This window comes from Apilactobacillus micheneri (genome assembly GCF_002993975.1).
Classification (GTDB): domain Bacteria; phylum Bacillota; class Bacilli; order Lactobacillales; family Lactobacillaceae; genus Apilactobacillus; species Apilactobacillus micheneri.
This window is the reverse complement of the sequence record NZ_POSO01000002.1, coordinates 202,429-217,190: the sequence shown is the minus strand read 5'-3', so window position 1 is coordinate 217,190 and position 14,762 is coordinate 202,429. Positions and strand designations below refer to the sequence as shown.

The window sequence follows — 14,762 nt, the reverse complement described above, 5'->3', positions numbered from 1 at the left end:
TTTGATTTATTTTCATATGGATGTAATTGGACATTACTATATTTTGAATTTAATAATATTTTCTTTATTAAATCGTTGATTTTATTATCCCCTTATTAATTGTTTTCCATTTTATTTTTATCAAATCTATGGTAACACTATTTTTTTAATATTATCACCATAATTTAGTGAGCTTTTTAAGATATTTTTAGTTTGAATTTTGCTACACTGTTTAACAACTAAACAATGTAGATAGAAGGAAGAATAATTATGACTAAAAAATATGATGTTATGTTCATTGGTAGTGGCCATGCTACATGGCATGGAGCTTTGAAATTAGCTCAAAAAGGTAAAAAGGTGGCCTTAATTGAAGGGGACAAAATTTTTGGGACTTGTACCAATTATGGCTGTAATGCTAAGTTCTTATTAGATCGACCAGCCGACGTTGTACACCAAGTCGAAAATACTACTGGTCTAAAAGTCGAAGTGCAAATTGATTGGCCAACTTTAATGGAGCATAAACATAAAATGTTAGATTCAGATCCTGATCATAAGGCTATCAGAGAATCATTCCCTAAATTAGGTATTGATATCATTGATGGTTGGGGTTCAATTAAAGATGAAAATCATGTGCAAGTTGGTGAAGATATTTATGAAACTGACTATATTGTGATTGGAACTGGTCTTCGTCCTTCTAAATTGAATATTGAAGGTCAAGAATATTTACATGATAGCCGTGACTTTTTAAGCATTCCTACGATGCCTAAACATATCACTTTTATTGGGACCGGGATTATTTCGTATGAATTTGCTGATTTAGCACGTGCGGCAGGAGCAGAAGTTGAAGTAATCGGACATTCGGATCAACCATTACGTAATTTCTATCCTAAATATGTTAAAAAACTAACAAAGCGAATGAAGAAAAACGGTATCAATTTTGATTTCAATCAAAATGTTGATTCAATTACTAAGAATGACAACGGCTTAGTTTTAAAGACCAAAGAAGGCCTAGAAGTTAATACTGACTATGTGTTAGATGCTACAGGAAGAGTTGCTAATTATGAAAATCTAGGCTTAGATAATTTAGATATTACAGCTGGTCCTAAAGGAATTCAGGTCGATGATCATTTAAGAACTAGTGTTAAGAATATCTTTGTCAGTGGGGACGCAATCGATAAAAAAGAACCTAAGTTGACCCCAACTGCTACTTTTGAATCTAATTACATTGCCAAAGATATTTTAAATGATGATAATCCAGCAATTAAATATCCACCAATTGCTGAAGCATTATTCTCATTACCACGTTTGGCTCAAGTTGGACTAAAGGTTCAAGATGTTAAAGATAATGATGACTATGAAATTAAAAAAGTTCCATATGGGATGTTAGTGTTTGAACCTGCTGATAGAAATACATCTGAAGCAACAATTATTCTAAATAAAGAACATCAAATTGTTGGAGCTACCATTTTAGGTGGTCAATCAGTTCAAATTGCTAATGCGTTTTCTATCATTATTAGTAAAAAAATGACTCCAGAAGAAGTGGACGAAGCTGCTATTATGGCATTTCCTGACGATATATACGGAATTGTGCAATTACTAACAGGAGCTTTACCAGGTTAAAATAAAAAATAAGCGACTAAATTCAAAAATGAATTTAGCCGCTTATTTTTTTACATTTATTTATCTAACCGTTTTCTTGAATAATAAATCTCTTTGTTGATCATTACCTAATTGGAAAACGTGATCATCGAATTCTCTGAAGCCCATTCTTTTATAGAAATGAATAGCAGCTTCATTATTTTCCCATACACCTAACCAAACATTACTTAGGCCATTCTTTTTGGCTTGTTCCATTGCATAGTTGATTAAGAATGTGCCTAGACCTTTTCTTTTAAATTCTTTTTTGATGTAAATTCTTTCTACTTCTAAGGCATCTTTAACTTTAAGTTCTGACTGGCTATCCCCAATGTTTAATTTTAAATATCCAGCTAACTTATGATCACAAAAAACAAATTTGAAATTACTATTTTGATCATTAATTTCTTTTTTTAGTTCATCAACATTGTAGGCTGTATCAAAGTAATTTTGCATATCTGCTTCACTATTATATTCGCCAAATGTGTCTCTAAAAGTTTCAATACTGATGTCTCTTAATGTATCAACATTATCGTTCTTGATGGGTGTCATATTAATATTCATAGTTAAACCTCCTAGTATTTTCTAACGCTGCCATTTTTAACAGTGTCCCAATTGTTTACAACATTTTCAGTAGCTTTAGATAAAAGTACACTAAGATTGTTAATTTCATTTTCAGTTAGTCCATTTAAAGCTACATCATTAGAATATTCATTTTCACGCTTAATGATAGGATAAATTTTTTTACCTTTTTCGCTAACGTATAAATGTTTATTCTTTTTATTTTTATTATCATCCATTCTTTTAACTAAGCCATTCTTGATTAATTTATTAATTGATCGACTGGCTGTTGTTTTATCAACACAAACTAAATCAGCTAATCTTTTAGCGATGATTCCTGGATTTTCATAAATCCGCACTAAAAATAAATATTGTCCTTTGGATAAATTATATTTTTTAAATTCAATATTACTAATTGAATCTAATGCACGAGCGATAGTTCCAATATTTCGCAAAATATCTTTTTGCGCCATAACTTTTCACTCCTTGATGTATAGTTGCAAATGCAACTATAATATAAAAATCATTTAAAATCAAGATTGTCATACGTTTAATTTAGGCTTAGTATTTAATTAAATATCAAATGTGGGGGATAATACTTATGGAATTACATAAAAAATCAATTATTGGTTTTTGTTGTTCATTACTTTTAGCTTTAACATTATTTGTAGTTATTAGTAATAAACCAACTTACGCAAAATATAAGGGTCATTATGAAACTCCAACGGAACTCAGAGGAAATTGGTATGAATCTGGGCAAAATAATTATGGAGATTGGCAAACTTATCATATGTATATTGGTAAGAAGGCAGTTTATCAAGATGGTATGAAGTTGTATGATGTTCATAATCATAAATCAAATAATGAATACATGTTATATGTCCAAAAAATTAATAAAAAAGATATGGACTTTGCCGGTAATACTTATGTTTTAAATGGAAAAGTATTTCCATACAAAGATGGAAACCCATATGTTTGGTTATCAAAAAAGAGAATTCATGGTAAACGAGTTCTAAAAAGTTATACATTGATGAATGGAATTGAAGTTTGGACTAGAAACAAAATTCAAAAAGATTATTCTGATATGCGTAGTAATATTAGTAGGTCAAAAGTGGGTATATAAAAATTTATCTTAAGGAGATATTTATGAGATCACATAAAATTATTGCATTAATGACGGCAATATTATCAATATTTGTAGTAGCCTTTGCTTTAAATATTGGTAATACTAATGCTGCCAGCAAAAATGTTTGGCATAAGGGCAACCCTAAAATTCTTGTTCGTAAAGGTGATTGGAGTACTAATTATATAAAACATGGTGGTAATAAACATAGTAAATTAGCTTTTGAACAACCAGGCTATAATAGAGCTTTTACTTCATTCACATCTGGCATGGGTTACAATCCAATGACTATTAATTATAATATGAAGAAAAAAGAGATTGGTAGTGGAGTTCCATATTCAGCAATGGCAGGAATGAATCCCCATTATAAATATTTAGGCAATAATTATTATTTATTAAAAGCAGGTGCAATGCCATCTAAACAACATAGTGCCATGTATTATGAATTTAATGATTCTGGCATGACTGGAGTTACTAATTTAGTTAAAGTACATGATAAAAATCATATTTATATTTGGTCTTTTGATAGTAATAAAACCAAAAATAATAAATTAAACAGTAAAAAAAGTTACGATGGATACTTTATTTATAATAATAAACAAAAATAAATAAAAAAATGGTTCTCAATAATTTATTGGGAACCATTTTTTATTCTCTTTTAATTATATCTCCAGGATTGCAATCTAATGCTTTACATATTTTTTCTAGAGTATTAAATCTTATACCTCTAGCTTTATTATTTTTTAAAATTGATAAATTAGCAGGTGTTATTCCTATTTCTTTTGCTAACTCTTTTGAAGACATATTTCTTTTTAGCATAATAATATCTAGAGATATTTTAATCATTCTAATCTACTCCTAATATATAACACTATCAGAATCATTTTGAACTTTAATACCATATCTAAATATATTATAAATAATATAAATTGTAATTAAAATAACGAAATATATTACATAGTTTATGATTGAAGGTTTACCCAAACCAAAGATATCAGTAATATTAAACAATTTTTTTACTGAAGTTAATATGTTTAAAATGATATTTATAATTATAAAAATCATAAATGAATAAAGTATATTTCTAATATAAACAGCATTATTTTCTATAAAATATTGTTTAACTTTAAGATTTTTAATTATTTTCTTTAAGAATCTACAAATCATTATTAATGTTACGATCATCAACATTATTAGAAAGATAATAATAGGAGCTTTAATCCCTATATTCATTGGTAAAGAACTATTTGCATAATTTATTGATCCTTTGTTGTCAATGTTTAAGCCAATTATTATAAAACTAATTAATCCAATTAAAAATACAACTTCAAAGAAATATAACATAATTAATATTAATTGTATAAGAACCTGAGATATTTTAAAAACAATCTTGTTTAATGCTTCCATAAATTCCATCCCCTTAAACTGTTATTATTTTAAAACAACATTTAAATATTGTAAAGCAATAATAAATTATTGTAAAACGATAATAAAAGCGTATAATTTTCTGGTGAAAGGAAGTAATTAATTTGAAAAAAAGAAATATTATATTTATTATATTTTTGTTTATTGTTTTAAGTTTGGGCGGATTGTATTTTGTTAATCAAAATAAGGAAAACAAAAATTTAGTGAACATATATAATAATTCTAATAAATTAGAAAAAGTTATTAAAAATAAAAAATCAATAGATTATATATCACACATTTTTGGAGATAGTATAGGAAATGGAGTTGGTAATAACCCAAATATTAAATTACCTGATAATGTTAAAAAAGTATGTAAATTAGAATTTATACAGGCTGATTCTAACGATAAAGGATCATTTGATTTATATGATAATGGTTATGCTGTTCACAAAGATTATAGTTTAGGTAAAACGATTGTTTGGAAACTATCTCAAAAAGAGAACAATAATATAATAAAAATTATTAAAGACAGATAAGCATTATAGAAAAAGCGATTCCAATTATTGGAATCGCTTTTTATTATTTAAATACTCTTTTAATGAAATGTGTATTTGAAGTTACATATCCTTGGTTAGTTTTAAATCTAGTAATTTGACCGTATTGGACAAATTCACCTTGAATAATAGTATTCTTTTTAAAGAAGTGATTAGTTTTTTGTTTAAATGACCTATCTTTGTAGATGTTAATTTGATTACTTTTTACCTTTAATTTTGTTCCATACATTAAATAAGCAAATGGATGTTTACCTTTACCACTAGCACTTACAATTGTTGGATTATCATTTGGTGAAATAAAAGGAACTTCATAATTATCTTCAGCTGTATATTGATCTAAAGATATTGGTTTTTGATTAGGTGCCATTTTCTGCATATATCTTTTGAAATTGTTATAACAAGGGATAACAGCATGTTTCATTGTTTGTACAAATTGTTTATATGTCATATCAACTTCATGGATAATGCCTTTATCTTTTCCAGCTTTGTATATTCTATTAATGTCATTATCATAATTATGGTTTTCATCGGCATTAACATTTAAAGATGATCCCATTATGATAAGGAACAATCCTGCTGTCATTAATATTGGAATAATTTTCTTCATTTATGTTCTCCTTATATGTATATTAACTATATCAAATTAACATTTATTAAATTCCTAATCAATTTCAAAAAGTAAGTAACACTTTGATGAATTAATGAATTAGAAGTAAAATTAATTTTGACAATTAATTTAAATTGAATGGAAGAGATTTTCTATGAAAATAAAGAAAAATATTTTGTTAATGATATCAATCTTATCAATGCTGATTATTTGTTTTAAAATTACTGGAAATAATGCCAATGCTGCTCATAAAAATGTTTGGCATAAAGGCAGTCCTAAGGTGTTGATTCGGAAGGGCAGCTGGAGTACTAATTATATAAAACATAATTATAATGATACTTTTAAAGAACCAATTTATACTGAATCTATTACTGCATTTGGAAAAGATTATGGTGGTAATCCTCTTAGTATGGCTTATGATATAAACAAAAAACAAATTGGTGGTGGAATTCCAGATTCTGCAGTCGCTAGCGATAATCCTCATTATAAATATATTGGCCGTAATTATTATCTACTTAAGTCTAGTGCAGTACCAACTAAACATCATAGTGCTATGTATTATGAATTTGGTGATAATTTTGGAAGTAGAGGTTTCCCTGGCATTACTGAATTAATTAAAGTACATGATAAAAATCATATTTATATGTGGTCATTTTATAGTAACAAACCTAAAAATAATAAATTAAACAGTAAAAAGAGTTATGAAGGATACTTTATTTATAACAATAAACAAAAATAAATAAAAAGTGATTTTCAATTATTGAAAATCACTTTTTATTATTCACTAATTTTTGAATGCCATAACTTAATATATAAGCTACAAATGTATAAAATGGAATCAAATACATGCTCATTAATCCATCGTCTTGACTAAAAACAAGCGTAACTATAAACAAGATAATCGCGATAATACTGATAATAATTTTTAATTTGAAGTTTTTAACTCCAATCAAAATTAAAATTGCTATCGAAAATAAACCAATTGTTAAATAACTAATTCCATAGGTGATTGCCTTAAAAAAAATCTGAGATGAAGTATAATCAACTAATAAAATAGATAGGAAAGCTGATAATGAAAATAAAATATTAATAATAACAAGAATTGGATTTAAAATTTTCATTAACATTTGCATTGCTTTACTTACCATATAATTCTCCTTGTGAGTTTTTACAATGTTAAATTTTATCATACTAAAAAAGATGCCTAAAATAGGCATCTTTTTTGCTTAATTATTTAATTTGCACATTTCTCAAATTCTTTAGCAATTCACCATAAGTTACACATTCAGGGACTTTAACAAAATCCTGCATATTAAAGGTAGTTCTATCGTTGGACTTATTTTCATAACCCTTTAAATTCATGATTAAATCATCATCAATCATTTTATTTAAAGCTTTATGTTGCTTAGGATACTTATTCATAAAGGCAACATCATCTTCATTAAATAATCTGAAATCTTTGGCCGCCATCATATGAGCATCTAATAAGATGCTACATAATAGTAATTTGTTTTGTGCCTGATTACCTTTCAATAAGCTTAACAAAGCCTTTCTAGAAGCCTTTTTATCAGGAACTTGAATTGCAATTTCAGAAATTAATTCAATAAACTTATCTAATTGTTGATCTTCTTTGTTCACATACTTATCAATATTTGATTGATCATCAGTAACCACGTAATTCAAGTAATCTTTGACGCGGTAATCTAATTCTTTATAGGTCACTACTTTAGGCAAGCCATTCTTAATCAAATTATCTAAAGTAAATTTAACACTGATACCACCGGTCTTATTAGGGTGCTTGTTAATGCTGCCAAACTTATCTAAATCAATTAACTCTCGTTTATTAGCATCATTCATTAGTTCATTCTTAAATTGTTTAGGTAACTTAATTGCATCATCATCACAAATTTTTAGTAACTTCTTAGTTAAATCACCAACTGTAACTAAGTTAAATTGACCCTTAGTTTTAACATATTCATTAACCAATTTATTTTTATCTGGGATTTCCATTTTTAAATTATTTTTTACATAATCTAAAATACTATCCAAGCTAACTGATTGGTTAGGGTAATCTTTCGCAATTTTTTGTACTAAAGATAAAATATTATAGTCAAACATAATAACTCCACCTTTCTCACAAAACCTTCTACTTAAAGTATAGTCGGATTAAAATTAAGACTATAATATTTTGTTTCAAAACTACCTGGTCATATAATTTGTAATAACAAAATATATTTGTTATATTTTAATTATAGATAATAATTATTATAAAGTAAAAAATGTTATAAACTGTTTTGAGAGTGAAAGGTAGGTTTATATATTATGAAAGTTATCGTTTTAGGTTCTTCTCATGGTGGTTATGATGCAGTCCGTCAAATTTTATCAGACGCACCAGATACCGAAATTCAATGGTATGAAAAGGGAGATTTCATTTCTTTCCTATCTTGTGGGATGCAATTATATCTTGAAGGGGTAGTTAAACATGTGAATGATGTTAGCTATGCTAAACCAGATCAAATGCATAAAGCAGGCGTGGATGTTTTTGTAAAACAAGAAATCAGCGCAATTGATCCTGCAAATCATTCTGTTCACGTTTTAAACCACAATGATGGCACTGAACGTGATGAACACTATGATAAATTAATTATTAGTCCCGGTGCTAATCCAGCAAGCCTTGGCGTTAAAGGTGAAGACTTACAAAATATTTATAAAATGCGTGGTCGTGACTGGGCAATTAAATTAAAAGAAAAAACAGTTGATCCAACTGTGAAAAATGTTGCAGTAATTGGTTCTGGTTATATTGGAATTGAAGCTGCTGAAGTTTTCGCTAAAGCTGGCATGCATGTTTCAATTATTGAATTTAATGAACGACTATTAGGTGCTTATCTAGATCAAGAATTTACTGATACCTTAACCAAGGTTATGAAAGACCATAATGTTGATTTTTATGGGAACCAAGGAGTATCTGAATATCGTGGTGAAAATGGTAAAGTAACTACTGCAATTACATCAAAAGGAAACGAAATTCCTGCTGATTTAGTAGTCGAAGCTGCTGGAATTCGTCCTAATACTGAATGGTTAAACGGAGTCGTTGATTTAGATGACCATGGCTTCATTAAGAATAATGAATACATGCAAACTAGTGAATCCGACATTTATGCAGTGGGGGATGCAACCTTAGTTCCATTTGCACCAACTGGTGAAAAATCAGTCATCGCCTTGGCAACTAATGCTCGTCGTGAAGGTCGTACTGCTGCAATGAACGCATTAGGCCAATCACATAAGATGACACCAGTTTCTGGTTCCAGTGCATTGTCAGTCTTTGATTACAAGTTCGCTTCTACTGGAATTAAAGAAGGAACCGCTGCACGTTTTGATGTTAAGACCCAATCAACAACGGTAACCGATACCTTTAGACCAGCTTTTGTGCCAGATGAAGCCGGAAACGCCAAAGTATTATTTAAACTAACTTATAATCCTGAAACTCATGAAATCTTAGGTGGCCAAGTTATGTCCAAACAAGATGCCACTCAAAATATGAATACTATTTCATTAGCAATTCAAGCTCACATGAAAGTTGAAGATTTAGCTTATGCTGACTTCTTCTTCCAACCAGGTTTTGATCGTCCATGGAATATTATGAATGTGGCTGCTCAACAAGCACTTAAAGATTTAAAATAATTTAAAATTAAAACGACCAATCTTCAAAAAGATTGGTCGTTTTTTATTGGTTTAATTTTGGTAAACTCAACAAAATTGTATAGCATAAGTGGCATATAAATGTTGGCATGATTAGCGTACCAATCATACACATGAAGAATTCAAATATTAATAATAAACTATTAAAAATAGTAATCGTTTTAAAGGAACTTACATAAAAGAATACACTTATTTGAATAATTAAAAACATAATCAAACAGACATTAGATATGATATAAGCATATATTCTTATTAGCTCATATAAAGTGAAATTTCCGCCTGCACTAAATAATATATTTAGGATTAGACCTAATATCAGCATAATGTCCAGAAATGCCATAACATTATTAGCTATCTGTTTTAAAATATAGATATAATTTCTCCTTATTTTTCTTTTTTATATTTCAATCCTAATCCAACAAAGATTGCCACAATAGTTACTGCAAAAATTATCATACCACCCATATCAGAATCATCATCGTCTGATTCATTTTTAATTTTTTTGACTAGTTGCTTAATTTCATTTTTGATCTGATTTTGATACTTTTCAGTCACAGGTTCGATAACATGACCAGTGAATTTATCATTAACTTTATTGAAAATCATGGGTTCATTATCAAAGGTTAAATTATTGTCCTTAATAAATTGTTTACCAGCATCACTATTGGCAATAATGATTGGGACATCTGGATAAATATCCTTGAAATAATTACTATAGACATTTTTAGGGGTAACGATTATTTTCTTTTGATCTTTTAAACCATGGATATTATTGATAGGATTAGGAATCTTATTAGTGATTTTAATTCGATTATAGTAGCGTTTTAGTTCACGTAATCGATTGTGATTGTAGCCATTAGAATCACTATTATCTAAGTTGTGATTACTTACAAAATACCAATATGGTAGTTGATCTTTATTACTGTCACTTGGCTTTTTAATTTCATTATATTTTCCATAGTTGTCATTATTATTAATATTTTTATTGTCGTTTTTATTTATCTTGGTTTGTTGATCAATATCCTTGTCAGAAGCATCTTCATTAGCATTATCTGACATTTCATCAGCGTCCATATTATGCTTGGTATTAGTGTTAGTGGTTTCATCCTCATGTTCTGCGCCAGTAGTCTTAGTTTCTTCGTGCGTTGTCGTAGTTTCTTCGTGAGGAGTTGTTTCAGTGACATGCGCACCAGTGCTAAATGCAAAAGCATTAATTTCAAATGAATTGATTCCTATGAACAAGCTTGCGGCGATGCATAGTAAAAGTTTATTAGTTAATTTCATGATTACTATGCTCCTTTCAAATATGTATTTTAAAGACGAATGACATTCTAGCACTTTATATATGAAAGAAAACCCTTTATGAAAATCTTTTATATAAAATGTATAATACATTTGTAGTCTATTATAAAAAGAAAGGGAGATAATCATGTTGAAAAATAAAAAATCAATCATTTTCTTATTAATTGCAATGTTATTTATTCCAATGACACTAACTTCAATTAATAGTCAATCTGCAAGTGCTAATACTACATATAATCGTTATAAATTAAACGATAAAAAGTTAGGTATCATGATGACTTTTAAGTATTTATATTCACCTAAAATGGTTAAAACATATTCAAAAGCAGGAGCAATGGCCTACGCTGATAGTAAGCATACTAATATGCTAAAGGGATATTCATATGTGACTGGTCAAGGTGATCCTACTAGTTTTATCTACTACAAGCACAATGGGAATACTGCTTATTATAAATACTGGTACGTAGGTCCTAAGCAAGATGTTGCGCATGGCCATTTTATTAAGCAACGTCATGTATCAATTAAATATTTAGTTAATAAATATTATCATAGTAAATCCCAAAAGAATGCTGTTAATTACTATGCAAGTAAATTGAAAAACGATAATTATTAATTAGATAATAGGGATGTTAAAATCCTTAATTACGTTCATATTCATGCGGTCATGATAATCTAAAACGGCATCATCAAAAAACTTATAGAGTGATTTAGCAATATAAGCAGTTTTGTTATGTAGTTTATGATTAGTTTTCGTTTGAATGATTAAATTACGCATCGTTTTAACTAAATTATCTTGCATATGACAATTAGTTTCAAAATGTAATGCTTTCCTAGCTTCACTGTAACCGTGCTTTAATGCACGCTTCAGTGAAGCTTTTTTAGTTTTAAAAATGAGTTGTGCATATTGATATAAGCAATGCGCATTCTCGGAATACTTCACTAACGTATTAATTAATTCAGGTTCAAAGGCTGCTCTAGCCTTTAAGCCATCGACCACGTTTTGCATTAAATCAAATTCATTAATGTTAACCGGCTTATTTTGATGATTAATATTAATGTCTGCTGTAACAGCTGTCTTAGCTGTATTATGTTTAGAGTTAGTTTGATTAGAGTTGCTAGAACCAACTTGAGAGGGTTTATAATCTGCACTATCATCATGAAAATGGGGTAAAAAGAAACGCGTTGCTCCATTAAAAACTTTTTTCTTAATGACATAACCTAATTCCGCTAGCCTCTTATAAACATTAATCACGGTATTGCGACTTACACCTAAATCTTTGATCATTTCTTCAACCGTATATATCACATAATAAGCATTCACTTTTTGATCAAAGAATTCACGACGTTTGATTGAAGATTGCATGCGGTCATATAAGTAAGCATATGCCAAGCGAGTGTCGTTGTTTAAACGGTCATCATTACGTAAATCAATATCAAATTTAATAAATTGTTTCATCATTATCCATCCTTTTTGGGACAGAAAAAGAGGGCACAAGTAATAAACTTGTCCCCTCATATATGTAAGATATATTGAAACGAATCCCTAGCTCTTATATAATAACTAAGGAGCGTTAAAGGTTAACAAGTAAGTGCGATTACTTTGTTAGCTGGTCGATAATTATTACCAGTAATTGTCGATCAACGCTCTTTTTCTATATTTTATTTTTGTATGTTTATAAGTATAGCGGTTTTGGGGTGGGGTGTAAATGATATGATTAGTATTGTATAAGTATTTTATATATTATTTTTAGGGGGATAACATATTTTATGTCAATATTAGATGCTTTAGTTTCCGGTAGCGTTTTTGCTACATTTTTAACTTATGTTTTTAATAGTATAAATAATGATAAAAATGCAATTCATAATGAGTCTGAATGGAGATCTGATTTATATGAAATATCTAAGAAAGAAAACATAAATAAAGAAAATGTAGAAATGTTTAGAACCTGTATAAGTTCAACTAGAGGAGGATGTAAGTATAAGTTTGATAAAAGATTTTCTGATAGATACATGACATTGGATGATATCGCTTTAATTTATTATCATTATTTAATTAATGAATATAATTTTAAAGTTGATTCTAACAATCATAATAATAATGATTGCTCTGAAAAAAGTTATCATGTTCTAAATGAAGAAGATTCTATAGTATTTAGACAGTTATGCAGAATGCTTTTGAAATCCGATTGGGAAATTAGAAATAAAAATAATAATTTGTTAAATAAAATCAAATGCATTGTAAAAACAAATGAAACTGAAAAAAAAGCAGTATCTTTACTCTGTTCTCTTAGTAATTACGAATATATAATTAGATTATATGCTGATTGTAATCAAAAAAGATACATAGATACTATAAAAGGAAACGATGAATACCAAAATAAAATTATATATGTTGACTTGTTTAAATCAATATTCATTTTATCATTTATTATTATTAATTAATCAAAACAACTATTATCTTTTCAATGACTTATCATCTCATAGAAATGCTCTTTATATCATTATGAAGAATTCATTTTGTATGTATTTTTTACTATTACCTATTGATATTTTAAAAAAATATCTTTTTAGTAAATATATAGATTCTTCTTGCTCAAATGTTTTCAACATTATGGAAATAGTATTAATCATTTTGCTTTGCATTTTAAAAAAATCTATTATCATTACATTTTTATCAATAATAGCATTTTTCTTTTTGAATAAAATTTTAAATAAATATATAGGATTTAAACGTATAAGTATTTATTTGAGTTTTATATGATGAAAATATTGTTTGAATTATTTTAATATCTTTGCTTATTCATTTTTATGTTCATTACGCTAATAAAAAGAATGACAAATAAAAAAGCAAACAGCTTGCTGACTGCTTGCTAATTGGTCTGGTTAGTATATTGAGACGTAAAAAATTATATACATACAACTAGTATGCTTAGCTAACGGTAACTTGATTAACAAAATAATTCAAACTATTACCTCATAGGAAATAAAAGACCGCTTTAAAAGGTTAGCCTTTAAAACTAACTTTTTAAGGCGGTTTAATATTTAATTACTGCATTTGGCAGCTTATCGACCAATCTTACTCATATAATTGTACTTGGTGTAATTATATGCATAGTCATGTTTAATCTTTTTTCTATTATATATATTGAATCCTAATGAGTTTTTATATGTTTTTAGGACTCGTCTACCATTAATTTTACGGTGTGATAACCAGTATGATTTGGCATCACCCATGGTAAAACTTTTGTAGAAAGTGTAATTAGTACCACCAAAGCCATGTTGATTGCCATAGTGAGAACTACCTTTTTTATGTCTGGTAATGTACATATAACTTTTGTGATTTTTAACATAAAGTTTCTTTTGATTTAGATAAATTGAGTATTTATAGATATGCATATGATTAAATTTCTTTTTGTGTTTGTCCCATGCGTACCAATTTCCACGTAGTTCAGTAGGGGTTTGATGATGCCCTTTGTATTTCGCATGGACTAAATTAGCATCAGCACTAAAAAACAATAATAAAGCAAATAATATTGATATATTTAATCTTAAAATTGATTTTTTATTTGAAATCATAACTTTTCTCCTAATAGTTTATTCATAATAAATAATAGTCCTAGTTATTTTTAAATACAAATTAAGAATATGTTTCAAAACATTGCCTTAGATAAAATAAAAAGACTTGCTGATAAGCAAGTCCTTTACTCTATTATGATCATTATAGCTTTTTAGATTTTTATCTCTTTTATTATTTATTTTTCTTTTATTGTAAAGCCGTTCCAGTAATATGAACCAAAGCAGTCATCACGCTCTATGCATATAAACGATGTTATTTTTCACGGATGGGTCTGTCTAAGGGTATTCCAGTCTAAACTTTTAATTAAGTTAGAATATT

At 28.0% G+C, this 14,762-nt stretch carries 18 protein-coding genes; 8 read left to right on the top strand and 10 right to left on the bottom strand.

All coding sequences use genetic code 11. The annotated features are described in order from the left end of the window. Nucleotides 1–249: 249 nt before the first annotated feature. The gene (locus C7N41_RS03050; RefSeq protein WP_105964267.1) at nucleotides 250–1,599 is read left to right on the top strand and encodes a dihydrolipoyl dehydrogenase family protein; all 1,350 of its coding nucleotides are present in this window, start codon (nucleotides 250–252) and stop codon (nucleotides 1,597–1,599) included. A 60-nt stretch (nucleotides 1,600–1,659) separates the two neighbouring features. On the opposite strand, the gene C7N41_RS03045 is transcribed toward C7N41_RS03050, so the two are convergent. After that, on the bottom strand, nucleotides 1,660–2,178 hold the full coding sequence (locus tag C7N41_RS03045; RefSeq protein ID WP_105964266.1) for a GNAT family N-acetyltransferase: 519 nt from the start codon (nucleotides 2,176–2,178) through the stop codon (nucleotides 1,660–1,662). A gap of 11 nt (nucleotides 2,179–2,189) precedes the next feature. Next, on the bottom strand, nucleotides 2,190–2,648 hold the full coding sequence (locus tag C7N41_RS03040) for a MarR family winged helix-turn-helix transcriptional regulator (RefSeq protein WP_105964265.1): 459 nt from the start codon (nucleotides 2,646–2,648) through the stop codon (nucleotides 2,190–2,192). 128 nt (nucleotides 2,649–2,776) lie between these two features. On the opposite strand from C7N41_RS03040, the gene C7N41_RS03035 reads away from it, so the two are divergent. Continuing rightward, complete coding sequence (locus tag C7N41_RS03035; RefSeq protein WP_105964264.1) at nucleotides 2,777–3,298, top strand: hypothetical protein; 522 nt, start codon at nucleotides 2,777–2,779, stop codon at nucleotides 3,296–3,298. Between the two features lie 23 nt (nucleotides 3,299–3,321). Further along, complete coding sequence (locus C7N41_RS03030; protein ID WP_105964263.1) at nucleotides 3,322–3,906, top strand: hypothetical protein; 585 nt, start codon at nucleotides 3,322–3,324, stop codon at nucleotides 3,904–3,906. A 40-nt stretch (nucleotides 3,907–3,946) separates the two neighbouring features. On the opposite strand, the gene C7N41_RS03025 is transcribed toward C7N41_RS03030, so the two are convergent. Then, nucleotides 3,947–4,144 carry a helix-turn-helix domain-containing protein gene (locus tag C7N41_RS03025; protein WP_105964262.1) on the bottom strand — a complete coding sequence of 66 codons (198 nt, stop codon included), beginning with the start codon at nucleotides 4,142–4,144 and terminating at the stop codon, nucleotides 3,947–3,949. 12 nt (nucleotides 4,145–4,156) lie between these two features. Further along, nucleotides 4,157–4,705, bottom strand: coding sequence for a DUF2975 domain-containing protein (locus C7N41_RS03020; protein WP_157944956.1), 549 nt, complete (start codon nucleotides 4,703–4,705; stop codon nucleotides 4,157–4,159). Between the two features lie 122 nt (nucleotides 4,706–4,827). On the opposite strand from C7N41_RS03020, the gene C7N41_RS03015 reads away from it, so the two are divergent. Beyond that, complete coding sequence (locus C7N41_RS03015) at nucleotides 4,828–5,241, top strand: hypothetical protein (protein WP_105964260.1); 414 nt, start codon at nucleotides 4,828–4,830, stop codon at nucleotides 5,239–5,241. 43 nt (nucleotides 5,242–5,284) lie between these two features. On the opposite strand, the gene C7N41_RS03010 is transcribed toward C7N41_RS03015, so the two are convergent. Next, a complete protein-coding gene (locus tag C7N41_RS03010; protein WP_105964259.1) occupies nucleotides 5,285–5,866 on the bottom strand; it encodes a DUF5776 domain-containing protein in 582 nt (193 codons plus the stop codon). A gap of 154 nt (nucleotides 5,867–6,020) precedes the next feature. Here C7N41_RS03010 and C7N41_RS03005 point away from each other — a divergent pair, with 154 nt between their 5' ends. Beyond that, on the top strand, nucleotides 6,021–6,605 hold the full coding sequence (locus C7N41_RS03005) for a hypothetical protein (RefSeq protein ID WP_105964258.1): 585 nt from the start codon (nucleotides 6,021–6,023) through the stop codon (nucleotides 6,603–6,605). A 28-nt stretch (nucleotides 6,606–6,633) separates the two neighbouring features. Here the strand turns inward: C7N41_RS03005 and C7N41_RS03000 are convergent, their stop codons facing one another. Then, the gene (locus tag C7N41_RS03000; RefSeq protein WP_105964257.1) at nucleotides 6,634–7,014 is read right to left on the bottom strand and encodes a hypothetical protein; all 381 of its coding nucleotides are present in this window, start codon (nucleotides 7,012–7,014) and stop codon (nucleotides 6,634–6,636) included. 82 nt (nucleotides 7,015–7,096) lie between these two features. Next, a complete protein-coding gene (locus C7N41_RS02995) occupies nucleotides 7,097–7,984 on the bottom strand; it encodes a hypothetical protein (RefSeq protein ID WP_105964256.1) in 888 nt (295 codons plus the stop codon). 204 nt (nucleotides 7,985–8,188) lie between these two features. Between C7N41_RS02995 and C7N41_RS02990 the strand changes: the two genes are divergently transcribed. Next, a complete protein-coding gene (locus C7N41_RS02990) occupies nucleotides 8,189–9,547 on the top strand; it encodes an FAD-dependent oxidoreductase (RefSeq protein ID WP_105964255.1) in 1,359 nt (452 codons plus the stop codon). Between the two features lie 402 nt (nucleotides 9,548–9,949). On the opposite strand, the gene C7N41_RS02985 is transcribed toward C7N41_RS02990, so the two are convergent. Next, nucleotides 9,950–10,849, bottom strand: coding sequence for a hypothetical protein (locus C7N41_RS02985; RefSeq protein ID WP_105964254.1), 900 nt, complete (start codon nucleotides 10,847–10,849; stop codon nucleotides 9,950–9,952). A 148-nt stretch (nucleotides 10,850–10,997) separates the two neighbouring features. Here C7N41_RS02985 and C7N41_RS02980 point away from each other — a divergent pair, with 148 nt between their 5' ends. Next, nucleotides 10,998–11,480: an Lreu_0056 family protein gene (locus C7N41_RS02980; RefSeq protein WP_157944955.1), complete on the top strand. Its 483-nt coding sequence runs from the start codon at nucleotides 10,998–11,000 to the stop codon at nucleotides 11,478–11,480. On the opposite strand, the gene C7N41_RS02975 is transcribed toward C7N41_RS02980, so the two are convergent. Beyond that, nucleotides 11,481–12,323, bottom strand: a complete 843-nt coding sequence (locus C7N41_RS02975; protein ID WP_167390228.1) for a replication initiator protein A — start codon at nucleotides 12,321–12,323, stop codon at nucleotides 11,481–11,483. It lies immediately after the preceding gene. A 311-nt stretch (nucleotides 12,324–12,634) separates the two neighbouring features. On the opposite strand from C7N41_RS02975, the gene C7N41_RS02970 reads away from it, so the two are divergent. Then, nucleotides 12,635–13,309 (top strand): hypothetical protein, encoded by a 675-nt coding sequence (locus tag C7N41_RS02970; RefSeq protein ID WP_105964251.1) that lies wholly within the window; start codon nucleotides 12,635–12,637, stop codon nucleotides 13,307–13,309. Nucleotides 13,310–13,930: 621 nt separating this feature from the next. On the opposite strand, the gene C7N41_RS02965 is transcribed toward C7N41_RS02970, so the two are convergent. Continuing rightward, the gene (locus tag C7N41_RS02965) at nucleotides 13,931–14,443 is read right to left on the bottom strand and encodes a hypothetical protein (protein ID WP_105964250.1); all 513 of its coding nucleotides are present in this window, start codon (nucleotides 14,441–14,443) and stop codon (nucleotides 13,931–13,933) included. Nucleotides 14,444–14,762: the final 319 nt, after the last annotated feature.